Source organism: Devosia sp. XGJD_8, assembly GCF_046614475.1.
Classification (GTDB): domain Bacteria; phylum Pseudomonadota; class Alphaproteobacteria; order Rhizobiales; family Devosiaceae; genus Devosia.
Map to the genome: position 1 here is coordinate 983,097 of NZ_JBKJHF010000001.1, position 23,041 is coordinate 1,006,137.

Genomic DNA, 23,041 nt, shown 5'->3' on the forward strand with positions numbered 1-23,041 from the left:
GTGGGGGTTCGGAACGACCACAAACTTGCCAACTCACACCTTCTGCAAATCACATTCCACCCTATATGATCCCCCAACCACCACAAACAGGGCGACCTGCCATGAGCGATCAACCCCAGACCGAGACGCCGCGTTCCCCCGTCGAGCGCTTCTTCGGCGGCCATCCGGTCAATGTCCTGATCAAGCTGGCCTTCGTGTCGCTGCTGGTCGGCTTTTCCATGAGCGTCTTCGGCGTCAATGTGGAGGGCGTGGTGCGGGGCGCCATCGACCTGGTGCGCGAAGCGCTGCGCGACGGCGCGGGTCTCTTCCGCAATATCGGCGGCTATATCCTCACCGGTGCCGCCATCGTCGTGCCGGTATGGCTAGTGCTGCGCCTTTCCAAGAGCCGCTGATGGCGCCCGAACGCCTTCGTCTCACCCCGTCCCAGGCCCTGTCGCGGCTCGTCCCGCATATTCTGGACATGGTCAGCGATGCGCAGGGGCACCGGATTGCCATCGGCCTGGCCGGTGGCCCGGGCACCGGAAAATCGACCCTGGCTGCCGAACTGGTGACCATGCTCAACGCCACCCATCCCGGCAGCGCCGCGCTGGTGCCCATGGATGGCTTCCATATGAAGCATGCCAAGCTCGAAGCCATGGGCCAGGTCGACTACAAGGGCGCCCCGCATACCTTCGAGGGCGCCGAGTTCCTCAGCTTCCTCCATCACCTCAAGGCGGCGAAGGAGCCGGTCAGCGGCCCCCTCTATTCCCGCAAGATCGAGGATACCGTCGAGCACGCCTTTACCGTGCAGCCCGAGGTGCGCATCCTGATCGTCGAGGGCAATTACCTGCTGCTCACCGAAGGCCCATGGGCCGGGGTCAAGGCGGCGCTGGACTACGCCGTGTTCATCGACGTGCCGCGCGACATCGTCAAGGTGCGCCTGCTGCGGCGCCATGGGGAGGAGGGGCTCTTCACCGAAGAGCGCAACCGCGCCCATATCGAGCGCAACGACCTGCCCAATTACGATCTGGTCTCCCAGTCGCAGGATCGCGCCGATATGGTGATCGAGATGGATGTGGCGGGGTAGCCTCTTCCTTCTCCCCTTGAGGGACAAGGTGCCCCGAAGGGGCGTAGGCGAATTCCCACTTTCCCCGCGATCGCCGGCTGGATTAGGGTCCCGTAACTACTCCGACCTGAGTCCCCATGTCCGCCCAGCCCCGCCCCCAGCATCCTTTCACCGTGCGTCATGCCGATGTGTGGAAGATAGCGCTGCCTGCCTCGCTCGCCTTCATCACCGAACCGCTGGTGGGCATTGTCGATATCACCGTCATCGGCCGGCTCGGCGATGCGGGCCTCCTGGGTGGGCTGGTGCTGGGCGCGCTGGTCTTCGACATTATCTTCTCGCTGGCCTATTTCCTGCGCATCGGCACGGCCGGGCTGGTCGCCCAGTCGGTCGGCGCCAGGGACCCGCGCGATGGCCTGCTGCATGTCGTCCGGGCCATCCTGCTGGGCGTCGGCATTGGCGCGGTGATGATCGCCCTGGCCTGGCCCATGCTCTGGCTGGCGACGACATTGCTGGCGCCCGGCTCGGGCGCCGCGGCCGCGCTGGCGGACTATTTCTTCATGCGCATCTGGTCGGCGCCGTTTTCGCTGATCAACTATGCCCTGCTGGGCTGGTTCTATGGCCGCGCCGCGGCCACTACCGGCATGGCGCTGCAGCTTCTGCTGCACGGCATCAACATCGCCGCCAGCATCGCCTTCGTCTATCTGCTGGGCTGGGGCGTGGCCGGCGCCGCGGCCGGCACCGTGCTGGGCCAGATCGTCGCCGCCATGGTGGGCCTCGCCCTGCTGCTGCGCCACTATGGCGGGCTCAAGGCCGTGCTGGGCAGGATTGCCCCCGGCGAACTGCGCGACGCCACGGCGCTCCGCCGCATGTTCGGGCTCAGCCGCGACCTGATGATCCGCTCCATCGCGCTGATGGGCGCCTATGCCTGGTTCGCCGCCCAAGGCTCGCGCATGGGCGAGGTGGCTCTTGCGGCCAATGCCGTGTTGCTCACCCTGCTGATGACCGTAGCCTTCTTTCTCGATGGCATCGCCCAGGCGGCCGAGCAGTTGACGGGCAAGGCGGTGGGCGCCAACTGGCGGCCGGCCTTCGACCAGGCCTATGGGCTGAGCTTCTTCTGGGGGCTGATCCTGACGGTGACGCTGGGGCTGGCCTGGTATGCCGCGGGCCCCTTCGTCATCGGGCTGATGACGACCAATGCCGAGGTGCAGGCCTATGCCATGACCTATCTGCCGATTGCCGCGCTCTGCACCGTCACCTTCATGCCCGCCTTCGTCTATGACGGCATCCTGATCGGCACCACGCTGAACACCACAATGCGCAATGGCATGGTCGCGTCGCTTGTGGTGTTTCTTGCTGCTGCGCTGGCACTGCAGCCCTTGCTGGGCAATTGGGGTCTGTGGGCGGCCCTGCATTGCTGGTTCGTGGCGCGCGGCGCCATCTACTGGTGGGCGCTGGAACGGCGCCGGGCCGGCCTTTTCACTGCAGCGGCCTAGCCCGGGGCGGTCAATTCCCGCAGCCTTCGCGCAATGAACCGTTGCTCTGCCGGCTGCGTGGTCAGCGCCAGGGCCGCCTCATAGGCCGAGCGCGCCTCTGCGGTCCGGTCCAGACGGCGCAGCAGGTCGGCCCGGGCGGCATGCCAGAGGCGATAGTCGCCCAAGGCCGGTTCGAGCCCATCCACCAGTTTCAGCCCCGCCTCAGCCCCATCGCGCATGGCAATAGCCACGGCGCGATTGAGTTCGACGATCGGTGACGGGTCGACCCGCATCAGCATGTCATAGAAGGTCACGATCAGCGGCCAGTCGCTGCCCGCGCTGCCATGGGCCGCCGCGATCGCCGCCTGGATCGAGTAAAGACTGAACCGCCCGCCCAGCACCTGGCGCACCAGGGCCTGGCCCTCGGCGATCTGGGCCTGGTTCCACAGCGCGCGGTCCTGCTCGTCGAGCGGCACGATCTCCCCGCCGACCACGCGCGCCGCGCGCCGCGCGTCATGCAGCAGCATCAGGGCCAGAAGCCCCGTCACCTCGGGCTCCTCGATCAGCGTGCCGAGCAGGCGCGCCAGCCGGATGGCTTCCGCACAGAGGTCGGTGCGCAGCGCGCAGGCGCCCGAACTGGCCAGGTACCCCTCGTTGAAGACGAGATAGATCACCTGCAGCACCGCCTCGATGCGCTCGGCAAGTTCATCAGGCCCCGGCACCACATAGGGGATGCCCGCATCGCGGATCTTGGCCTTGGCCCGCACGATGCGCTGCGCGATCGTCACCGGGCTGGTGAGATAGGCCGCGGCGATCTCCTCGGTCGTCAGCCCACAGATCTCGCGCAGCGTCAGCGCCACCTGCGCATCCGGCGACAGCGCCGGGTGGCAGCAGGTGAAGACCAGTCGCAGCTGGTCATCGGCAATGGCCGGGACATCCGAGTCATCAGGCAGGGCCTCCAGTTCGATCTGCTGGGCCAGCTGGTCGGCAGCCCGATCGAAACGGGCGTCGCGCCGGATGCGGTCAATGGCCTTGAAGCGCCCCGCCGAGACCAGCCAGGCCCGCGGATTGGTTGGTATCCCCCGCTCTGGCCAGCTGGCGAGCGCGGCGAGCCAGGCATCGTGCAGCGCCTCCTCGGCGCGGTCGAACCCACCCAGCAGGCGAATGAGCGTGGCCAGCACGCGCGGCGCCTCGGCGCGATAGACCGCCTCGATGGCCCGACCCGCTTCGTTCAACCTTGGATGCTCATCACCGGCCGCACTTCCACGCAGCCGATCCGGGCCAGCGGGATATTGGCGCCGATGCGCATGGCCTCGTTGAGGTCCGCCGCCTCGATCAGGATGAAGCCGGCCACCTGTTCCTTGAGCTCGGCGAAAGGCCCGTCGGTAGCGCTCATCTTGCCCTGGCGCATCCGCACCGTTGTGGCGCTGGTGGGCGACATCAGCGCCTCGGCCGTGATGAAATGGCCCCGCCGCTGCAGCTCCAGGTCGTATTCCGCCGAATCCTTGACCAGTTGCGCCCATTCGCCGGGTGGCAGCGTGTCGGGCAGGGTGCTGTCGAAGCAGACGAGGCAGAGATATTTCATGTCGGATCCTCCGGTTTTGGTTGTACCGGACTCTCATCGAACGGGAAGGGGCGGATTCGACATCGCCGCGCGTTCAAATGACGTTTCCTGGCCTAGCCGGCGCGCTTGGCTGGGCTGCGGCTCTGGTTGGCCAGCCCGCTGATCGCCGCGCGCAGTGCCGCCGGCTTGACCGGCTTGGTGACCACGGCAATGCCGCGCTCCTCGGCCAGGGCCCGCACCGCCGGGCTGCGGTCCGCCGTCACCAGCGCCGCCGGCAGGTGCCCGCCCACATTGTGCCGGAGCCATTCGATGGCATCGAGGCCCGAGGTCTGGTCGAGGTGATAGTCCATCAGTACTAGGTCCGGATACCAGCCTTCCAGCAGCCTTTCGCGGTCGATCTGCTTGAGCGAGAGCGCGCTGCGCACATCGCATCCCCAATGGCGCAGCAGCCCCTCCATCGCCTCGAGGATGGCCGCCTCATTGTCTACGCAGAGGATCTTGAGGCCCTGCGTGCCGAAGCTGGTTTCGGCCGGCGCCGGATTGGCTTCGGGCACGGCCTTGATGGTGCGCGTTGCCGGCAGGAACAGCGAAAAGCGCGAGCCGCGCCCTTCTCTGCTGTCGAGTTCAAGCACCAGCCCCAGCGCCGTCACGAGGCGCTGCACGATGGAAAGCCCCAGCCCCAGCCCCTGCGCCATGCGTGCGCCGCGTTCCAGCCGCGAAAATTCGGCAAACAGCAGCCGGTGCTGGTCCTTGTTGAAGCCGATCCCGGTGTCGATCACGTCGAGCCGCATGCGGCCGCCCCGCCGCCGGAAGCCGACCAGCACCTTGCCCCCCGGCTGGGTATATTTGATCGCGTTGGAGACCAGGTTCTGCACGATGCGCCCCACCAGCGAGCGGTCCACCATCACCGTCGCATCGGTCGCCACGATGCGCAGCGAGATGCTGCGCTCGCGTGCCATGGGGCCGAATTCCACCTCGATCTTCTTGAGGATGTCCCGCCCCGCCACCGGCGCCGGCACAGGCTTGAGCGCGCCGCTGTCGATGCGCGAAATATCGAGCAGGGCGCCCATAATGTCTTCCACGGCTGTCAGCGACGCCTCGATGGAATTGGCGAGGTCCGCCAGTCCGGTCGATTTGGCCCGCTCGATCAGCGTGGACGTATAGAGCCTCGCCGCATTGAGCGGCTGCAGCAGGTCGTGGCTGGCGGCCGCGAGGAACCGCGTCTTGTCGTGATTGGCTGCATCCGCCTTGGCACGCGCGCTTTCAAGCTCGGCATTGACCCGGGTCAGCGCCGACGTCCGCTCCGCCACCCGCTCCTCCAGCGACTGGTTCACCAGCTCCAGTTCGCGCTCGGCGCGCACCCGGGCGGTGACATCGGAAAAGCTGATGACGAGGCCGCCATTGGGCAGGCGGCTCGAGTGGAATTCCAGGGTCTGGCCGGCATTGCCCAGCCGCTGCGTCACGGTGGTCGGCGAAGCTGTCAGCAGGTTGATTCGTTCGATCGCCAGCCGCGCCGCATCGCCGCTGCCAAAGTCGCCACGGTCTCCCAGAAACAGTGCGATGTCGAAGAGCGGCGTGCCCGGCTTCACCAGTTCGTCGGGCAGCACCAGCAGAGTGTTATAGCGGCTGTTCGAGGTCACGAGGCGCAGCGCGGCATCGAACACCGCAATGCCTTGCGGAATGTAGTCGATCGCATGCCTGAGGCTGGTGGCAGCCGCGGTCTCGTGGGCGGGCATTTTCTGCGGTCCTGCATCTCTGGGCGCGGCGGGACTATCGGCCCGCCATGAAAGCTGCGCAAGACCTACTCTGGGCCCATTGCATTTGTCTGCCGACTGAGGGAGTCTTTTGCTCTATGCGTCGGGGCAATGGGCTGGCGCCAAGCTGGAGGGATACGCAATGTTCAAGGAATTTCGGGACTTCGCCATCAAGGGCAACATGATCGATCTCGCCATCGGCGTGATTATCGGCGCCGCCTTCGGCGCGATCGTGTCCTCGATCGTCGATGATATCTTCATGCCCCTGATCGGCCTGATCATCGGCGGCGTGGACTTCTCGAACCTGTTCGTTGTCCTGTCCAACCCCGACAATGTGGCTGTGCCCTCGGTGGCCGCCGCCAAGGAAGCGGGCGTCTCCACGCTCAATGTCGGCCTCTTCATCAATGCCGTGGTCAAGTTCACCATCATCGCCTTCGTGCTGTTCATGGTGGTCAAGGGCATCAACTCGCTCAAGCGCGAGGCCGCCAAGGAACCCGTCGCCCAGACGCCTGCCCCCAGCAAGGAAGAAGTGCTGCTCACCGAAATCCGCGACGCCCTGCGCGCCAACCCGCGCTGACCGCCCGCGCGGCCGCATGGGTCGCAGGATAAAAATCCGTTGACATAGAATACCTAGGTAAATATCCCTATTACCTAGGTAGTTCATCCTACGTATATTCCTTATCGGACGGCAAGAACACTTATCGCAAACTACCTTGGCGATTCACCTGGGGGCGTCGCTGGCGAGGCTGCCATCGGCAGCACTGCGAGGGGGTGCGGGTTCGTCAGGCGAAAGGGTGCGACGTAAGCGAAACTTGCCAGCTGGACGGGGGCAATATGAGCGACGAGATCTACTATCATTCCTTTCTCAATCGAGGCCGGCTGATCCACATCGTGGATGGGGACCCAGCCACCTGCGAGGCCCTGAGCGTGCTGTTCCGCCTCGAGGGCTTCCAGACGTCCTTCTCGCTGAACGCGGAACATTTCATCGTCAATCTGCAACGGCGACGGCCCGATGTCGTCCTCATCAACCTCGCCTTGGGCGATGAGAGCGGTCTGGCGCTGCTGCGCAGCGTCAAAGCCATGCGCACCGGCACGCCCGTTTTCATGCTCGCCGAAACCCTGCAGGTCGCCGCCACGGTCACCGCCATGAAGCTGGGCGCGTCGGACGTCATCACCAAGCCGATCGACACCGAGCACCTGCTGACGGTGATCCGCGACGCGCTGCGGCTCGATATCCATCTGCGGCCGGTGCAGGGCGGGCGCCGTCCCGTCGAAGTGCGCGGCTTCGCCCAGCTCACCCCGCGCGAGCGGCAGGTGCTCGAGCTGATCACCAATGGCCAGTCCAACAAGGAAGCCGGCCGCGAACTCGGTATTTCCCCCCGCACCATCGAAGTCCACCGCGCCCGCGTCATGGAGAAAGCTGGGGGCGCGCAATACGGCGGACCTGATGCGGATCGTGCTGACCGGGTGAGGAACGGCCGGGCCGCAGGTGTTTCAACCCGCTTGGGGCCGGCCTGAAGGCGGCCATCCCACAGCAGCGCGCGGTCGTTTCAGTTGCCTGTGGCCGCAATCCTGATGTTCTTCATGAAGCCTTCGCGGTCTGTTCTCCAGGCGTCGAGAAGGCCGTTCGGGGGCTGACCATCCTCATGCCGCGTGCCCCATGTGCTGAGCTCCATCAGGACGGGCACCAGGTCCACCCCTTTGGCCGTCAGGCGGTAAAGCATGCTGCGGCCGTCCTGTGGGTCGCGCTCGCCGACGATGATGCCGACCCCCTGGAGCTTGGTCAGGCGGTTGGCCAGCACATTTGTGGCAATCCTCTCCTGCGAGGCGAGGAAGTCCTTGTAGGTCCGGGCGCCCCCGAACAGCATATCGCGCACAATCAGCAGCGACCAGCGGTCGCCGAGCACTTCGAGCGCAGCATTGATCGGGCAGGTTGAGCGGCGGGGTGATGGTCCATCAGTCATGTAGGGTCACTAGCATTTTCGCTTGCAGGTCGCAAGTAAACATGCTTGCATTGTGCAAGTTATCTCGAACTGGAATCCGCCAATGCCCTCACGCAAGAAGACCGCCGCTTTCAATAAGACCATGCAGATCGGCATCGTTGTGCCCGACGTGGAGGCGGCCGTCCGCAGCTACGAAGACATCTACGGCATCGGCGGGTGGCAGGTGATGGAGGTGGGGTCCGAAAACACCGAGAACGTTCGCCTGCATGGCCAGCCGCTTGAATGGAAGTCCAAGATTGCGGTCACCATGGTGGGGAGCGTGATGTGGGAACTGATACAGCCCGTCCGGGACGACGATCTTTTCGGCCAGTTCCTGGGCCGTCGTGGCGGCGTCGGCGGCGTGCATCATATCGCGGTGGCAACGCCGGACTATCATAGGGTGGTCGATGATCAGCTCAAACGCGGCAGGACCCCGATCCTGAGCGGCACCTTCAGTGAGGTCGAGGTCCAATACCTCGACACTGAGCGCGAATTGGGCGTGATCCTCGAGGTCTTCAGCGGGCTTCCGGACGGCATCGAGCAGCCAGGCGGCTGATTGACAGTGCGCGCTCGAGCGGAACCTCAATTGCCTTCGGCCTGACCATCTAGTCCCTGCGCCGCACGTGAACTGGCACCAGTCTGTTCCGGCGGCACTTGTACGGGAGCAGGATCGCCATCCCGTCTTTGAGGTTACGGCAAGTTCGCCTGAAGCGGACCATGCGGGCAGATGCTGCTTCTACCCGCATGGTGGTGAAGTCTACCAGGGGACCTTGCCCTGCGGCTCGACAAAGCTGCCGGAAATGGCATCGGGGCCGAGCAGGGCATAGGCGACCGGAAGGCGTGCCCCTTCGGCCGGCGTCATGAAGCCGTTGCCGCCTGTCAGGTCGGTCTGGACATAGCCCGGAGCCACCGAGTTCACGACGATGGGCGTGTCCCTGAGTTCCGCCGCCAGCTGGACTGTCAGCATGTTGAGCGCGGCTTTGGACGCATTGTATCCGATCAGCCGGGCCTCGTAGTAAGGCGAGGTCGGGTCGCCATTGATCGCAAGCGAGCCCAAGGTAGTTGCAAGGTTCACGATGCGACCCGTCGTCGAGCGGCGCAGCAAGGGCAGCATGGCCTGCGTCACGGCCAGGGTGCCGAGGAAGTTGGTTTCCATTTGCCTGCGCGCTGCAGCGGTTGAGCCAAGGGAAGGCGGACCATCTTCGGCATCCACGATCCCGGCATTGTTCACGAGAATGTCGAGCCGGCCATACTTGGCGGCTATCGTTTCAACTGCCGCAGCTATGGTCGCCTCATTGGTGAGGTCGATTTCGATCGCCTCGACGGCCAGCCCGGCCTGTTCCAGATCGCGGGCGGCATGCCGGCCGCGTTGCAGGTTTCGCGCACCCATTATCACCGCAATGTCGGCCTCGGCCAATTGGCGGGCAATTTCCAAGCCGATGCCTTTGTTTGCCCCGGTGACAAGCGCGACCTTCTTCAAATCCGTCATTGATTTTCCTCGGATATTCGCCGAATTGATGCTTTCAATATATGAAGGATCATTCGTTTTCGGGATTCGCATATGGACGCGACGCCGCCCAGGCACCTGACCGCCCGCAAGAAGCCGCGCCAGGCACGGTCCGCCACGACGGTCGAGGCGATTTTCGAAGCGACCATTCAGGTTTTGCTGCGGGAGGGGATCCATCGGCTGACGACAACGCGCGTGGCCGAGCGCGCCGGCGTATCGGTGGGCACCATGTACCAGTATTTTCCGCACAAGCAGGCGCTGCTCTATGCGCTGAACGAGCGGTATCTCGATTTGGTGGCTGAGCGCGTGGAAGCGGCCTGCCAGGCCCAACATGGAGCCCCGACGAAAGCCATGGTTGAGGCGCTGGTCACCGCCTATTGGGAGGCCAAGACCGAGCGCAGCGACGTGACGCGCGCGCTCTACCGGTCCGCTGTCGAACTCGACAACGAAGCCCTGATCGAGGCCTTCGCCAGGCGCATGGACGCGGCAACCATCGCCATGCTGAAAAGTGCCCCCGACGCGGTCTATGCTAATCTTGATCTGGTCAACGTCACACTGCTGTCGGTGATCTTCGGGACGGTCCGAAACGTCTTTGAACGCAATCTGCCGGCGTCCCAGCAGGTCGCAATTCGCCGCCAGCTGACGATCATGTGCCTGTCCTATCTCGAAATGTCGGGAGGCCGAGCCGAACGCGGAACCATTGGTTTTCCTAGCCGGCCTTGACCAGCGAGCGCGCCCATGCCCGTGCGCGCTCCACCTCTCCGTCCCTGAGCGGACCTTCGGTCCCGCCGACGAGGAAGCCGGCGGGTTCGCCAGCCAGTACACATCCCTTGGCGGCCAGCATGCGCTGCAGCACGTCGCTGGCATAGCCGCCCACTTCGACGACCCAGCGCAGCGGTGCCGGGTGGATGGTCTCGAGATCAAGGCGCGTATCGAAGGCCGCCGCGGCCAGCGGGCCCAACGTGGCATCGGCGTAACCGTCGAGGAAGTTCTGCATGTTGGGGGTGGGGCGGAAGCCGCGCGTTGGAGAACCGACAATCAGCAGGTCGACGCCGTCCAGGCTGACGTTGGTCGCCGTACCCACGGCGGCCAGACGCACGCTATGGGTGGTTTCAAGTTCGCTGGCCATCGCCTTGGCCAGCGTCGCGGTATTGCCGAAAACGCTGTCGTAAACGATCAAGATCGTCATGGGAGCCTCCTGACACTGCCAGCAGACCATGCGCCCCAAAAGGGCGGCGCACTTTGACTTTGATCAACCCCCGGTGGTGGGCAGGGTCAGATCGCCGCTCGTCAGCTTGCTGGCGGTGATCTTGGCGTCGGCCGCCTCGCGCGGCAGCTCGAGGCTCGTCCAGACGCTGACCAGTGCGTGGCGCAGTGCAAAGATCATCTCGTCGGTATGCAGCGGCGTCGGCGTGATGCGCAGGCGCTCGGTGCCCTTGGGCACGGTCGGGTAGTTGATCGGCTGGATGTAGATGTTGTGCTTTTCGAGCAGCATGTCGCTGGCCGCCTTGCACTGGCGCGCGTCGCCTACGATCAGCGGCACGATATGGGTATCGGTCTCCATGACCGGCAGGCCGGCATCGGCCAGGATCGCCTTCGTCAGGCGCGCCTGGCGCTGGTGCATCACGCGTTCATGCGTCGAGTCCTTGAGGTGCTCGATCGAGGCGCGGGCCGCCGCGCAAAGCGCCGGGGGCAGGGAGGTGGTGAAGATGAATTCTGGAGCGTAGGAGCGCACCGCATCCACGATCGCCTTGTTGGCGGCGATATAGCCGCCCATCGTCCCAAAGCCCTTGGCCAGCGTGCCTTCGACAATGTCGATCCGGTCCATCAGGCCGTCGCGCTCGGCAATGCCGCCGCCGCGCGGGCCATACATGCCCACCGCATGAACTTCATCGATATAGGTCAGCGCGCCGAATTCCTCGGCCAGGTCGCAGATTTCCTTGATGGGGGCCACGTCGCCATCCATCGAATAGACCGATTCAAAGCAGATCAGCTTGGGCCGCTTGCGGTCGGTGGCCGCCAGCAATTCGCGCAAATGCGCCACATCGTTATGGCGGAAGATCTGCTTCTGCATGCCGGACTGGCGCACGCCCTGGATCATGGAGGCGTGGTTGAGCTGGTCCGAGAAGATGATGCAGTCGGGCAGCAGGCGCGCAATGGTGGCAATGGCCGCCTCGTTGGAAACGAAGCCCGAGGTGAAGACCAGCGCCGCTTCCTTGCGGTGCAGGTCGGCCAGCGACCGCTCCAGCTCGACCAGCGGCCGGTTGGTGCCTGAAATATTGCGCGTGCCGCCCGAGCCGACGCCGAGCTTGCCGGCCGTCTCCTGCATGGCGCCGATCACCTTGGGGTGCTGGCCCATGCCCAGATAGTCATTGGAGCACCAGATGGTCAGTTCGCGCTGGTTGTCGGAATCGTCGCGATAGATGGCGCGCGGGAATTGCCCTGCAATGCGCTCAAGATCGGCAAAGACGCGATAGCGCTTTTCCGCGCGCAACGTATCGACTGCATCTTCGAATATGCCGCGATAATCCATCGGAAACGTCCTTCTTGCCTCGCCGCCCCCGGGCGAACCGCTCGGCAACAAGCCATAACTAGGTAGGCGCTCATGTCATTGACATAGGTCAATTCGACGCGCGCCGGCATGCTGCCAGGACACTTTGGCGCAAGGCGCAGGCCCGGCAACTTGAGACTCATTCTAAAGTGTCGGGCCCCTTCTGCCAATGCTTCAGTCGCCCTGAAGCCGCAAATGCAGCTCCGGCACGGGCAGGGACCACCCGCTTGTCGGGCAGTCGCGCCTGCGCTACCACCCATCACGGAGGGTCCATGACAGAGTTTGCTCGCTATCCCAGTCTCGCCGGCACGCCGGTGATCATCTCCGGCGGCGCTTCGGGCATTGGCGAAAGCCTGGTGCGCAATTTCGCCGCCCAGGGCGCCAGGGTCGGCTTTGTCGACATCGCCGTTGCTGCGGGCGATAAGCTCGCCGGGGAACTGACCGCTGCCGGCCACACCGTGCGGTTCACCCCTTGCGATATCACCGACATCGAGGCCTACCAGGCCGCCATTGCCGGCTTTGCCGAGGCACATGGCGATGCTCTGGTGCTGGTCAACAACGCCGCGCATGACCAGCGCCATGACTGGAGCGAGGTCACGCCCGCCTATTGGGACGACCGGATGGCGGTCAATCTGCGCCACGCCTTCTTCGCCATCCAGGCCGTCGCCCCAGGCATGGTCCGGGCCAGGCGTGGCTCCATCATCAATACCGGCTCAATCAGCTGGATGATCCTGACGCCGTCCCTGCCGGTCTACGAGACCGCCAAGGCGGCGATGCACGGGCTGACCCGCGCCATGGCCCGTGAACTGGGCCGGTCGGGCATTCGCGTCAATTCGCTGGTGCCCGGCGCCATCCTGACCGAGCGCCAGCTGGCGCTCTGGCTCGATGAGACGACGCTCCAGCAGATCGTCGACGCCCAGGCGCTCGCCAGCCATGTCTATCCCGACGACGTCGCCCGCATGGCTCTGTTCCTGGCCGCTGAAGACAGCGCCATGATCTCGGCCCAGCAATTCCTCGTCGATGGCGGCTGGGCCAGTACCTGATCGGTTGCTTGGCACGTTCATCTGGCGTTCAGGCTCTTTGCTTCACCACCATCCTGCCGTATTCAGTGGTCACCACAGGCCACTTTCCGAATCCTTCAGGGGGATAATAATGAAGTCGAAGATTCTGGTTGCGCTCGCCGCGACCCTGGCGCTCACCGCCTGCACCACCACCAATCCTTATACGGGCCAGTCCCAGCTCTCCAATACTGCCGGCGGTGCGCTGATCGGCACGGGCGGCGGCGCCGTTGCCGGTGCCCTGGTTGGCGCTGCCGTGGGTGGCGATCCGCGCGTCGGCGCGTTGATCGGCGCTGGTGTCGGCGGCCTCACCGGCGCGGCCATCGGCTCCTATATGGACCAGCAGGAAGCCGAACTGCGCGCCCAGTTGCAGGGCACCGGCGTCTCGGTCACCCGCGTCGGCCAGAACATCATCCTCAACATGCCGTCCAACATCACCTTCGCCACCGACCAGTCGACGGTGCAGCCGGCCTTCAACCAGACCCTGGTCTCGGTGGCGCTCGTGCTGAAGAAGTTCGACAAGTCCATCGTCGATGTCTATGGCCACACCGACAGCCAGGGCGACGATGCCTATAACCTGAGCCTCAGCCAGCGCCGCGCCGTTTCGGTTGCGACCATCCTGGCCAACCAGGGCATCGACCAGCGCCGCTTCTATATCGAAGGCAAAGGTGAGACCTCCCCCATCGCCAGCAACGCCACCGAAGCCGGCCGCGCCCAGAACCGCCGCGTCGAAATCCAGATCGCGCCCATCAACGGCTGATCCTCGCTGTCGTCAGAATCGAAAAGCGCGGCTCGAGGGCCGCGCTTTGTTTGTCAGGACGTCGGAGCCACCGGTTCCACCACCGGCTCGGCAGAGGGCGTTCCCGGTTGGACATCGCTACCCGGTGCGCCATTGAACATCTGCATGAGAAACAGCAGTGCGATGACTATGGCGAGGCCGAGCACGCCATAGAGCCACCAATTGGTTGGTCCCGTCGCGGCCACTGTGGCTTCATGCTCGCCTGCCACCTTGATCGCCGAACCATCCGGCACGTCGATGCGTGAGCCGTTTTCGTCGACCAGGTGATCCACGCTGGCCACGGTGGGCTGCGGTTGCTTGGGGGCGGTAGCCATCAGAAGTCTCCCTTGATCACGGTGTCCCCGCCCACGCCATCCTGCACGCCCTGGCGCACTTCGGCGATGGCGAGGTCGATCTCTTCGGCATCAAAACCGAGGTCCTTGCCTTCCTGGCTCGCCCCAGTCACGTCCGACTTGAGCTGGTGCAGCAGGTCGAGCTTTTCCCGGGCGGTAAACAGGCTGTTGTGAGCGATGGCCATGGGAGTGATTTTGTCATTGCCGCCCATGCGGTCGCGGAGGCTGTCAAAGATCATCTCGCGTCTCCTTCAATGGGTCTGGTGACCCCCGACAAACCAATGCTTTGCCAAGCCGCGGGGTTCCGTTCCCCCGTCTCGCACCACGGTCCGATCACATTTTTTTCAGCCGGAACCGCAGGCGCCGCGGGCACGTTGACCTGTCACACGCAACCACAGAGGAGTTCGAAATGGCTTACGATGACATTCGCAACCGCGATGCCGACGTCAAGGAAACCCACGACCTCATCGCCTCCGATAAGGTCGAAGGCACCAAGGTTTATGACCCGCGCGGCGAGCATATCGGTTCGGTCGAACGCCTTCTGGTCGAAAAGCGCAGCGGCAAGGTTTCCTATGCCGTGCTGAGCTTTGGCGGCTTCCTCGGCATCGGTGAAGACCACTACCCGCTGCCCTGGTCCAAGCTCAACTACGACGAGAGCCTGGGCGGCTACCGTGTCGACGTCACCAAGGAGCAGCTGGAAGGCGCTCCGAAGTACGACTACGAGCACGACGAGGATTACTGGACGGCAGAGAACGGTCGTCGCGTCTACGACCACTACGGTGTCGCGCCCTACTGGATCTAGTCAGCTCCCCGGCATTTCATCACCAAGTGATACTGCCAGCCGGCGCCCCCCTCGGGGACGCCGGTCTTTCCTTTTGCGGAGCAGCCCTAGCTAAGCAGGCCGCGTCAAGCTATTCAGTAGATCCCGAGACATGACAGAACCGCCAAAGAGTTCTGAGAGGAAAACCTGACAATGACGAGCCCTGCTGAACGCGACGCACTGGACGCCGACCTGCTCGCACAGGTCACCGAAATCGTCTCCGCCTATGTCTCCAGCAACCCCATTTCGCCCGCCGACCTGCCCGCCCTGATCGCCGATACGCATCGGGCGCTGCAGTCCCTCTCTGCCAACGGCGTCGCCGCCGTGGTCGAGGAGTTGACCCCGGCCGTGTCGATCAGGAAGTCAGTGACCCCGGACTACATTGTCTGCCTGGAAGACGGCAAGAAGTTCAAGTCGCTGAAACGGCATTTGAGCGTTCTGGGCATGACGCCCGATGAGTACCGCGCCCGTTGGGGCCTGCCCAAGGACTACCCGATGGTCGCGCCGAACTACGCGGCAACGCGGTCCGCACTCGCCAAGTCCAACGGACTGGGCCGCAAGCCGGATGTGTCCGCCAAGCCGGTCAGGAAGTCGAAAGCCCGCGCCTAGGGTTCTCCGCAAAGCATTACCCGACGACGGAAGCCGAGATGGATCAGAATAAGACCGCCCTTGAACGCACATTCGAACTGGCCAAATCAGGCCGGTTCGCCAGCTTTGGCGAAATCAAGAAGGTCGTGCGTGGCGAAGGTTATGCCGTGGACCAGCTCACCGGTCCGCAACTCTCCAAGCAGGTTCGCGGCCTGATCGAACTCGCCCGGACCCGCCAGTCGGCCGAACGCTAGGGGGCAGGCCGTTCAGGCCTGCTGGCGCCGGTTGATATAGGCCAGCAGCAAGGGTGCGGCAAACAGCGTTGCGATGCCCGCCAGGGGGTCGGAAACGACCAGCAGCAGGCCGATCCAGGCGGAGAGTACCAGGGGCAGGGCGCGGCGGGCCTGCGGTGGCTCGGCGGCAAGTCCCAATATTTCGGCCGTGGAAAGCACGCGGCCCTTGCACAGGACAACCGGCGCCGAGTCGGCGGTCGGCTGCAGCGTCGATACGCAAATGTGTTCCACAGCCATGATCGCCTCGCTTGATCGGAGCGACCATGACGCGCAAAAGCTTCGTCGGCTTTGAAACGCGAGCCGGCATTTTAGCGGACCCAGCAAGACATTGTTAATCGCAGGGCGTTTTGCCCCAAGACTTTCCCCCGTCCCGGGCGTTTGCTCGGTTGGGGTTGATGGTTTTGGCGACCAATCCATGTCCGAACAGCGAAGCGAACGGACCAATCAATCATGCTTCTGGCCATTTTGGCGCTCCTTGCCAGTTTTGTTGCGACCACGCTGCTGAGCCTGGCCGGCGCCTATTTTGGCGGCGCCGCCGGCGCGGTGGTGGGCATGGTCGTCGGCATTGTGCTGGCCTTCCTCCTCATGGCGCGGAGGGCCGGGCGATGATGACCGACAGGGCAATCTGCATCTGCGTCGTCGGCACGCGGCCAGAAGTCATCAAGATGGCCGCGGTGATCGCGCGCCTGGGGGAAAGCGACTGGGCAAGGCCATTCATCGTCAGCATCGGCCAGCATGCCGAACTGCTTGACCGGGCCATGGCCGATTTCGGCCTCGTGGCGGACCATCACATCGCCATCGACCGCAATCGGGGCTCGATCCTCGAAGTCGCGTCCCAGGCCATGGATCGCCTCGATGCGCTGCTGGAGGGCCTCGACCCCGCCTGCGTCATCGCCCAGGGCGATACGACCACGGTAATGGCGGCCTCCCTCGTGTCCTTCTATCGGAAGCTGCCCTTCGTGCATGTGGAGGCCGGGCTGCGCACGGGCGACCTGCGCGCTCCCTTTCCCGAGGAATTCAACCGTCGCGTGGCGGCGCTTGGCGCCCGCCTTCACTGCGCGCCGACGCAGGGAGCAGCGCAGAACTTGCTGGCCGAGGGCATATCCGATGCCGATATCCTGCTCTCGGGCAATACGGTCATCGATGCCCTGCTCGCCACCGCGGCGCAGAAGCCTCGGCTTCCGGCCGATTTTCTCGATGTGCCGCGCCCCATCCTGGTGACGGCGCATCGCCGCGAGAGCTTTGGTTCGCAGATGGAGGAGGCCTTCGCCGCCCTCCGCGCCGTTGTCGAGCAATATCCCGATATCGGCCTCTACTTTCCGGTCCATCCCAACCCCAACACCCTGGCATTGGCGCATCGGCTGCTTGGTGGGCATGAGCGCATCGTTTTGACCCAGCCGCTGGCCTACCCACAGCTGGTGGCAGCCATGCAGGCCAGCTGGATAGTCGTCACCGATAGCGGCGGGCTACAGGAGGAGGCGCCGGCCCTTGGCAAGCCGGTCCTGGTATTGCGCGATGTTACCGAGCGGCCCGAGGCCATAGCCAGCGGCGCTGTCGAGCTGGTGGGCACGGACCGGAGCCGTATCCTGCAGGCCATCGGGAAACTTGCCACAAATCCGGTCGCCTATGCGGCTATGGCAAGGCCGGTTTTTCCCTATGGGGACGGAACAGCGGCAGAACGAATTGTCGCGGCGATCCGCCAGCGCGTCGTTCCCGTAAAAGATCGTTAGGCGCTACCCCGTAGCGCCAGGAGTACATCCATGCGTAAGTCCCTGTTGCCTGTCCTGGCGTTGCTCGTCATGGTCGGCCCGGCAATCGCCGAGACCGTCACCGTGGAGACGACGCTGGCGGAGCGCGGCTTTGCCGAGGGCTTCCTGCTGTCCGGGCGCCAGGCGTCGAGCCTCTATCTGCCGCTCCCGACCGGGACAGCCATCACCAATCTGCGCATTGGCATGAAGGCACAGCTGGTGGCGCCGAACCTGCAGCGCGGTAGCGTCGTCATCATGGTCAATGGCCAGCCAGTCGATGCCCTGCGGCTCGATGAGGATCCGCGTGCGCAGATCCTGCAGCTGGACACCATGGTCAATCAGGGCGGATCATTTCAGGCGCCGGCGCTCGACCTGCGCTTTCGGGCCGATCTGATTGCCCATGCCGAATTCTGCGCCGACCATTTCGATCCGGCCGACACGCTGCAGGTCCTGCCGGAAACCACCATTGCCTATGACATCGATCTTGCAGCGGTCACCACCCTGCGCGATGCGCTGGCGCTGCTGCCCGGGCTGGCGGAGGTTGAGGTGGCTTCGCCGCTGACGCCGGACGCAAGCGCGGCGGTGCTGAAACTCGGGGCCCTGCTCGCCAGCGGGGGCTATCGCGCCAGCTTCACCGAGGCGTCCGACGCCACGGTGGGCCTGTCCCTGACGGCGCCGAGCGCTGACGGGGCGATCCGGCTTGCACACGAGCCTGGCCGGCTGCGCATCCTCGTGCCGGAAAATGCCGATATCGTTGCTTTCGCCCGGCTTTGGCAGGCTGTGCCTGCGGCCTTGTCCGGCGAGGCGCTGCAGGCGACCAGCGCGGTCGCTCCGCCCAGCGCCGGCGCCGATGGCTTCTGGGCCTTTCCCACCCTGCCAGGGCCGCTGCGCGTCGTGCAGACCGGTGCGCTGGGTCTCGATTTTCCCATGCTCGACGGCACTGGCCGCCGTGCCAGCCAGGTCCGGCTTCGCCTGACGGTGGCCCCGGACTGGTCCGACGCCAATCCGGTGATCACCCTTTATCTCAATGGCCAGCTGATCACGGCGAGCCGGGCAAAGATCGGGGAAAATACCCTGACCGCCACGCTGCCGGGCGAACTGCTGCGGCTGTCCAACCGGCTGGATGTGACGGTGGATCGGGCCCAGGCCGAGGGCTATTGCCCCGGCCCCAATCCCGGCCAGGCCGTGCAACTGCTGGCCGGCACCGGCATCGACTATGACGGTCGCGCCAGCGGTGGCTTTGCCGTCGTGGCCGGAGCATTGCGCCAGGGTGGCACACTGGTTCTGCCCGAGGCGGCAAGCGATGAGGGCGGGCTTGCCTACCTGACCCTGGCGTCGCGTGTGCTGAGCGGACTCGGCGTCGGCGCGGCCCCCGTCGACGTGGCGTTTGGCGAAGCGGCCACGCCAACCGGCCCGGTCCTCTCCATCGCTGCTGCAGGCGTCGACGGCCTCGTCCTGCCCATGGGCCAGCCTGAGCTGACGCTGTCGACCGACCAGCCCCTGGCCAGCCTCCTCGCCAACGCCGACCGGCAGCGGCTCGATATCCGCGTGCTCGAAGGCCAGCCCTTGCCGGATCCGGCGGGCATTTTCCTGGGCAATGGCGGCGCAGCGCTCGTCGGTCCGGAAGGCGTCATCTGGCAGGATTCGCCCACCGATAGCGGTCCCTCCATTCTCCAGCGCGCCCGCGATGTCTCGCGCGGCCTTGTCGATGTGCTGCGCATAGACGGCGTGTTCTGGAGCCTGGTCGGGATGATGGTGATCGCCCTGGTGGTGCTGGCGCGGGCGCTGCTCAAGCGCTTTTTCGATGACCAGGCCTCCAGATGACCGATCTGCTGCTGGCCCTGGCCACGTATCAGGGCGTCGTCGAAATGCTGGCGGTGGGGCTCACGGTGCTGATCCTGCTCACCAGCCTCGACGACCTGTTGATCGACCTCTGGTATTGGCTGAGGAGCTTCTACCGCTGGTTCTGGATCCACGCGCGCTTTCCGCGCCTCAAGGCCGAAACGCTCGATGCCAAGCTGGAGCGCCCCATCGCCATCATGGTGCCGGCCTGGAAGGAGAGCGAGGTCATCCTGGCCATGCTCACCACCTCCAACACGCTGATCCGCTATTCGAACTACCACTTCTTCGTCGGTGTCTACCGCAACGATGCCGAGACCATTGCCGAAGTCCGTTCGGCGATGGCGCGCTTCCCCAATGTCTCGATGTCGGTCGTGCCGCGCGATGGGCCCACCAGCAAGGCCGATTGCCTCAACGTGGTACTGGCCGACATCCTCGCCCATGAACGCCGGATCGGAACGCCCTTTCTCGGCATCGCGCTGCATGACAGCGAGGACGTGATCCACCCCTACGAGCTCAAGCTTTTCAACTACCTGCTCGACCGCATGGACCTGATCCAGTTGCCGGTCTTTTCGTTCCCGCGCGGCTTGCACGAGCTCGTGGCCGGCACCTATATGGACGAGTTCGCAGAATGGCACTCCAAGGACCTGGTCGTGCGCGAAAGCATGACCGGCGTGGTGCCCTGCGCCGGCGTCTCCGCCTGCTTTTCCCATCGCGCCATTGACGCCCTGCGCCAGGAGCGGGCCGGCGAAGTCTTTTCCACCACCAGCCTGACCGAGGATTACGACATCGCCTTCCGGCTGGCCAAGATGGGCATGCGGGAAATCTTCGTGCGCCTCCCCATATCCCTGGTCGTCGAGGCAGTGGGGCCGGACGGCATGCCCGAAATCACCCGGCGCAGCATGCCGGTCGCCACCCGCGAGTTCTTCCCCGAGGATTTCCGCGCGGCCTATCGGCAGCGGGCGCGCTGGCTATTGGGCATCGCCTTCCAGGGCTGGACGCAGCACGGCTGGGAGGGAAATCTCGGCGCCAAATACTTCTTCCTGCGCGATCGCAAGGGGCTGATCACTGCTCCCGCCGCGATCCTGGCCTATTTTGCCATGTTCAGCCTGCTTGTCGGCCATGGCCTCTTCCAGTTCCTGCCCCAGGCCGAGCGGCCGCCCTATGCCCTGCTCGGGTCCGACCTGTACCGCACGCTGCTCTGGGTAAATCTCATTCTGCTCGGCAACCGGCTGGTGCAACGCACCCTCTTCACCACCCGGATTTACGGCATCTGGCAGGGGCTCATGGCCGGGCCTCGCATGATCGTGTCGAACCTGTTGAACTTCTTCGCCACCCTGCGCGCCGCGGCTATCTTCGCGCGGCACAAGGCCACCGGCAAACCCATCATCTGGGACAAGACCACCCATTCCTACCCCTTCCAGATTGCCTCAGGCGTCGCGCGTCTTCCGGGATAGGTGTGTCGTGCCGAGTGCTGGTCCTCCGTGCCGCCGATGACGACACCATACGGGCCGGCAGCCCGTGGGGCTGCCGGCAGGTTTGCTCCTAGTAGTCGAACTGCTTGGCCAGGGTCAGCTTGAAGGTGCGGCCCTTCGAGCGGTCCATCGAGAGGTTCTCGCGGTAGTCGGCGTTGAAAATGTTCTCGATGGAGAACTGCGCCTCGGTCCCCTTGAACGCGCCGGACTGCGGCTTCCAGCTGGCAAAGACGTCGACCGAGGCCCAGCCGCCCGGCATGGGCGTGGCGGGAACCGTGGCCGCAGCGACGATCGGGTTGGCCGCCAGGGTGACCTTGGTGCCATATTCGAAGTCATGCTCGGGCAGGCGGCCTCCCAGGGTCAGGACGACCTTGTCCTGCGGCAGGGAGTCGAGGGGATCGCCAGCCAGGCGCGTATTGCTGGCATTGGTGGCGGCCGACCCGCCCGCACCCAGGAAGGTCTGGCTATATTCGCCGCGTGTCAGCGTATAGGCGAGACGCCCGAACACATGGTCGGACTCATAGGAGCCCTCGAGTTCCAGCCCCCAAAGCCGCATGCCCGCGATATTGACGAAATAGGGCGCATTGGCCGTGACCGGGTTCGAGCGGATGCCGTCGGTGATGTTGTTGTAGAAGCCCGTGGCCTTGAACCCGGCGCGATCACCGGCGGTGAGCAGGTCATAGCTCTGCAGGCCGAACCCAACTTCGTAATTGTCCGAGGCTTCCTTCCGCAGGCTCAGGTTGGCCGAGCGGGTCCCCGAATACTGGAACATTTCGTCCAGCGTCGGCAGGCGCTCGGTATGCGCCACGGAGCCAAAGACGTTGAAATTGTCGTTGAACTTGTAGAGCGCGGCGAGCTTGGGCGAGAAGGCTGCCTGCCCATTCGGCGTCGTGGTGGCCAGTGACTGGCTCGGGTTGAGATAGGAATAGTCGACGCGCGCGCCGGCAATGACCGTGAACCGCTCGTCGATCGTATGCTCGCTCTGCGCGAACCCGCCGACATTGGTGGATGTGCCTTCCGGGTGGGTGGTGATAACGCCGCCGCCGACCGGCGCCGCAACGCGGTTCTGGTTGCTCGCCTGCACGCCATAGGTCAGGTAGTTGACCCAGTTGTCGCCCGAGAATTCAGAGGTATTGGCCGCGTTGAGCTGCACGGTCTGGTAGCCGTAATCGGCGGCGCCGATGCTGCCCAGGAACGGGCTGGTCGGGTTGCGCTGCTGCACGCTGGTGTCGGAATAGGAGAGCTGGACCTTGAGGTCGAGCATCTCGTTATCCGAAGCCGGGTTCTCATAGCTCAGCACGACGGTCTGATCGTCCACGGCGCGGTCGATCTGGCCGAAATTCTGCGGATTGTTCAGCGGAATCGTGCCTGTCTGGGCATAGTCCTGCTTGTCCTGGTCGGTATTCCAGCGCTGGTAGGACAGGCGAACCACCTGCTCGGCATCCAGATGCATGGTGCCTTTGACAAGGCCCGACCATGCCGCAAATTCCGAGCCGGGCAGGGTGCCGCCGGCAGCCAGATCCTGCAGGGCCGAGCGGCGGAAATTGCCGGTCGCAAGCACTTCGAATGTCTCGTTGATACGATGCGCCAGAATGGCCGAGACCAGCGCCCCATTGCCATTGGAGCTGTAGCTCCCCTTGACCCGCAGGGCACCCGTCTGCCCGTCCTGGATGAAGTCGGAGGCATCCTTGGTGGTGAAGTTGATGACGCCGCCAAAGGCCCCCGAGCCGTACAGCGTCGAGGATGCCGGACCGCGCAGGACTTCAACCTGTTTGTAGAGTTCGGGGTCCGAGAAGAATGAACCCATGCGGTACTGCTCGTAGAATTTCTTGGCGCCATCGACCGTGATGATGATGCGCGCTTCGTCGCCCGAGGTTTCGGCCGAGCCGATGCCGCGGATATTGAACGACTCGCCGAGCGTGCGCTCGGAGCCGATCATGGTGACGCCGGGAGTATCCTCGAAGATCTCGCCCGTTGAACTGGCCTGCTTCTGGTCAATGTCCGCCTGGTCGACCACGGTCACGGCCTGTGGCGTATTGAGCGCCACCTTGGCGGCACCGGCCCCGATTACCAGACGCTCCAGCAGCGTCACATTGGTCAAATTCGCATTCGATTGCGCGGCAGCCCCCTGCACACCAATCATCCCCAGCGCCACGCCGCACAGCAGTGCCGCGGCACGCGATCGTACCAGCCCCATGTCAAACTCCAGTTGTC

General features: G+C 64.6%; 27 protein-coding genes. 16 read left to right on the forward strand and 11 right to left on the reverse strand.

The window, feature by feature from the left end; genetic code table 11:
- The first annotated feature begins 101 nt into the window (after positions 1-101).
- From ACLI1C_RS04520 to ACLI1C_RS04530, 3 genes are all read left to right on the forward strand, one after another.
- Entirely contained in the window at positions 102-392 is a 291-nt protein-coding gene (locus tag ACLI1C_RS04520) for a DUF6460 domain-containing protein (protein WP_411395660.1), read from the forward strand.
- A complete protein-coding gene (locus tag ACLI1C_RS04525) occupies positions 392-1,066 on the forward strand; it encodes a nucleoside/nucleotide kinase family protein (protein WP_411395661.1) in 675 nt (224 codons plus the stop codon). Before ACLI1C_RS04520 ends, ACLI1C_RS04525 begins: the two co-directional genes overlap by 1 nt.
- A 116-nt stretch (positions 1,067-1,182) precedes the next feature.
- Positions 1,183-2,538, forward strand: coding sequence for an MATE family efflux transporter (locus ACLI1C_RS04530; protein WP_411395662.1), 1,356 nt, complete (start codon positions 1,183-1,185; stop codon positions 2,536-2,538).
- Here ACLI1C_RS04530 and ACLI1C_RS04535 read toward each other — a convergent pair.
- From ACLI1C_RS04535 to ACLI1C_RS04545, 3 genes are all read right to left on the reverse strand, one after another.
- Positions 2,535-3,752 (reverse strand): RNA polymerase sigma factor, encoded by a 1,218-nt coding sequence (locus ACLI1C_RS04535; RefSeq protein WP_411395663.1) that lies wholly within the window; start codon positions 3,750-3,752, stop codon positions 2,535-2,537. The two genes, ACLI1C_RS04530 and ACLI1C_RS04535, sit on opposite strands and share 4 nt — an antisense overlap.
- Positions 3,749-4,102, reverse strand: coding sequence for a YciI family protein (locus tag ACLI1C_RS04540; protein WP_411395664.1), 354 nt, complete (start codon positions 4,100-4,102; stop codon positions 3,749-3,751). Before ACLI1C_RS04540 ends, ACLI1C_RS04535 begins: the two co-directional genes overlap by 4 nt.
- Positions 4,103-4,194: 92 nt before the next feature.
- Positions 4,195-5,817: a hybrid sensor histidine kinase/response regulator gene (locus ACLI1C_RS04545; protein ID WP_411395665.1), complete on the reverse strand. Its 1,623-nt coding sequence runs from the start codon at positions 5,815-5,817 to the stop codon at positions 4,195-4,197.
- Between the two features lie 160 nt (positions 5,818-5,977).
- On the opposite strand from ACLI1C_RS04545, the gene mscL reads away from it, so the two are divergent.
- Positions 5,978-6,412 carry a large conductance mechanosensitive channel protein MscL gene (gene mscL, locus ACLI1C_RS04550; protein ID WP_411395666.1) on the forward strand — a complete coding sequence of 145 codons (435 nt, stop codon included), beginning with the start codon at positions 5,978-5,980 and terminating at the stop codon, positions 6,410-6,412.
- Positions 6,413-6,669: 257 nt separating this feature from the next.
- Positions 6,670-7,353, forward strand: a complete 684-nt coding sequence (locus tag ACLI1C_RS04555) for a response regulator transcription factor (protein ID WP_411395667.1) — start codon at positions 6,670-6,672, stop codon at positions 7,351-7,353.
- A gap of 32 nt (positions 7,354-7,385) precedes the next feature.
- On the opposite strand, the gene ACLI1C_RS04560 is transcribed toward ACLI1C_RS04555, so the two are convergent.
- Entirely contained in the window at positions 7,386-7,742 is a 357-nt protein-coding gene (locus tag ACLI1C_RS04560; RefSeq protein WP_411395669.1) for a winged helix-turn-helix transcriptional regulator, read from the reverse strand.
- 139 nt (positions 7,743-7,881) lie between these two features.
- Here ACLI1C_RS04560 and ACLI1C_RS04565 point away from each other — a divergent pair, with 139 nt between their 5' ends.
- On the forward strand, positions 7,882-8,373 hold the full coding sequence (locus tag ACLI1C_RS04565) for a VOC family protein (RefSeq protein WP_411395670.1): 492 nt from the start codon (positions 7,882-7,884) through the stop codon (positions 8,371-8,373).
- 201 nt (positions 8,374-8,574) lie between these two features.
- Here ACLI1C_RS04565 and ACLI1C_RS04570 read toward each other — a convergent pair whose 3' ends face one another.
- Positions 8,575-9,378: an SDR family oxidoreductase gene (locus ACLI1C_RS04570; RefSeq protein WP_411395672.1), complete on the reverse strand. Its 804-nt coding sequence runs from the start codon at positions 9,376-9,378 to the stop codon at positions 8,575-8,577.
- Here ACLI1C_RS04570 and ACLI1C_RS04575 point away from each other — a divergent pair, their 5' ends adjacent.
- Positions 9,379-10,047, forward strand: a complete 669-nt coding sequence (locus ACLI1C_RS04575; RefSeq protein WP_411395673.1) for a TetR/AcrR family transcriptional regulator — start codon at positions 9,379-9,381, stop codon at positions 10,045-10,047. It abuts the gene before it with no gap.
- Here ACLI1C_RS04575 and ACLI1C_RS04580 read toward each other — a convergent pair.
- On the reverse strand, positions 10,034-10,513 hold the full coding sequence (locus tag ACLI1C_RS04580; protein ID WP_411395674.1) for a flavodoxin family protein: 480 nt from the start codon (positions 10,511-10,513) through the stop codon (positions 10,034-10,036). The genes ACLI1C_RS04575 and ACLI1C_RS04580 overlap by 14 nt on opposite strands.
- A gap of 63 nt (positions 10,514-10,576) precedes the next feature.
- Positions 10,577-11,857, reverse strand: coding sequence for a 5-aminolevulinate synthase (gene hemA / locus ACLI1C_RS04585; RefSeq protein WP_411395675.1), 1,281 nt, complete (start codon positions 11,855-11,857; stop codon positions 10,577-10,579).
- A gap of 290 nt (positions 11,858-12,147) precedes the next feature.
- Between hemA and ACLI1C_RS04590 the strand changes: the two genes are divergently transcribed.
- Together ACLI1C_RS04590 and ACLI1C_RS04595 are read left to right on the forward strand one after the other, a co-directional pair.
- Positions 12,148-12,918, forward strand: a complete 771-nt coding sequence (locus tag ACLI1C_RS04590) for an SDR family NAD(P)-dependent oxidoreductase (protein ID WP_411395676.1) — start codon at positions 12,148-12,150, stop codon at positions 12,916-12,918.
- Between the two features lie 106 nt (positions 12,919-13,024).
- Complete coding sequence (locus ACLI1C_RS04595) at positions 13,025-13,693, forward strand: OmpA family protein (RefSeq protein WP_411398221.1); 669 nt, start codon at positions 13,025-13,027, stop codon at positions 13,691-13,693.
- A 53-nt stretch (positions 13,694-13,746) separates the two neighbouring features.
- Here ACLI1C_RS04595 and ACLI1C_RS04600 read toward each other — a convergent pair whose 3' ends face one another.
- Together ACLI1C_RS04600 and ACLI1C_RS04605 are read right to left on the reverse strand one after the other, a co-directional pair.
- Entirely contained in the window at positions 13,747-14,046 is a 300-nt protein-coding gene (locus ACLI1C_RS04600; protein ID WP_411395677.1) for a hypothetical protein, read from the reverse strand.
- Positions 14,046-14,303: a hypothetical protein gene (locus ACLI1C_RS04605; RefSeq protein WP_411395678.1), complete on the reverse strand. Its 258-nt coding sequence runs from the start codon at positions 14,301-14,303 to the stop codon at positions 14,046-14,048. Before ACLI1C_RS04605 ends, ACLI1C_RS04600 begins: the two co-directional genes overlap by 1 nt.
- 170 nt (positions 14,304-14,473) lie before the next feature.
- Here ACLI1C_RS04605 and ACLI1C_RS04610 point away from each other — a divergent pair, with 170 nt between their 5' ends.
- The 3 genes from ACLI1C_RS04610 (at position 14,474) to ACLI1C_RS04620 (ending at position 15,726) form a co-directional block, all read left to right on the forward strand.
- A complete protein-coding gene (locus tag ACLI1C_RS04610; RefSeq protein ID WP_411395679.1) occupies positions 14,474-14,866 on the forward strand; it encodes a PRC-barrel domain-containing protein in 393 nt (130 codons plus the stop codon).
- Between the two features lie 171 nt (positions 14,867-15,037).
- Positions 15,038-15,493, forward strand: a complete 456-nt coding sequence (locus ACLI1C_RS04615) for a MucR family transcriptional regulator (protein WP_411395680.1) — start codon at positions 15,038-15,040, stop codon at positions 15,491-15,493.
- A gap of 38 nt (positions 15,494-15,531) precedes the next feature.
- Positions 15,532-15,726, forward strand: coding sequence for a hypothetical protein (locus tag ACLI1C_RS04620; RefSeq protein WP_411395681.1), 195 nt, complete (start codon positions 15,532-15,534; stop codon positions 15,724-15,726).
- Positions 15,727-15,738: 12 nt separating this feature from the next.
- Here the strand turns inward: ACLI1C_RS04620 and ACLI1C_RS04625 are convergent, their stop codons facing one another.
- Positions 15,739-16,002 carry a hypothetical protein gene (locus ACLI1C_RS04625; protein ID WP_411395682.1) on the reverse strand — a complete coding sequence of 88 codons (264 nt, stop codon included), beginning with the start codon at positions 16,000-16,002 and terminating at the stop codon, positions 15,739-15,741.
- Between the two features lie 213 nt (positions 16,003-16,215).
- On the opposite strand from ACLI1C_RS04625, the gene ACLI1C_RS04630 reads away from it, so the two are divergent.
- The 4 genes from ACLI1C_RS04630 to ACLI1C_RS04645 are packed head-to-tail and all read left to right on the forward strand — an operon-like array spanning position 16,216 to position 20,809.
- On the forward strand, positions 16,216-16,374 hold the full coding sequence (locus ACLI1C_RS04630) for a hypothetical protein (RefSeq protein WP_411395683.1): 159 nt from the start codon (positions 16,216-16,218) through the stop codon (positions 16,372-16,374).
- Positions 16,371-17,495 (forward strand): non-hydrolyzing UDP-N-acetylglucosamine 2-epimerase, encoded by a 1,125-nt coding sequence (gene wecB, locus ACLI1C_RS04635; RefSeq protein WP_411395684.1) that lies wholly within the window; start codon positions 16,371-16,373, stop codon positions 17,493-17,495. Before ACLI1C_RS04630 ends, wecB begins: the two co-directional genes overlap by 4 nt.
- A gap of 30 nt (positions 17,496-17,525) precedes the next feature.
- Positions 17,526-19,337: a hypothetical protein gene (locus ACLI1C_RS04640; RefSeq protein WP_411395685.1), complete on the forward strand. Its 1,812-nt coding sequence runs from the start codon at positions 17,526-17,528 to the stop codon at positions 19,335-19,337.
- Entirely contained in the window at positions 19,334-20,809 is a 1,476-nt protein-coding gene (locus ACLI1C_RS04645) for a glycosyl transferase family protein (protein WP_411395686.1), read from the forward strand. The genes ACLI1C_RS04640 and ACLI1C_RS04645 overlap by 4 nt, the downstream gene beginning before the upstream one ends.
- Before the next feature lie 88 nt (positions 20,810-20,897).
- Here the strand turns inward: ACLI1C_RS04645 and ACLI1C_RS04650 are convergent, their stop codons facing one another.
- Entirely contained in the window at positions 20,898-23,024 is a 2,127-nt protein-coding gene (locus ACLI1C_RS04650; protein ID WP_411395687.1) for a TonB-dependent receptor domain-containing protein, read from the reverse strand.
- Between the last annotated feature and the right edge of the window lie 17 nt (positions 23,025-23,041).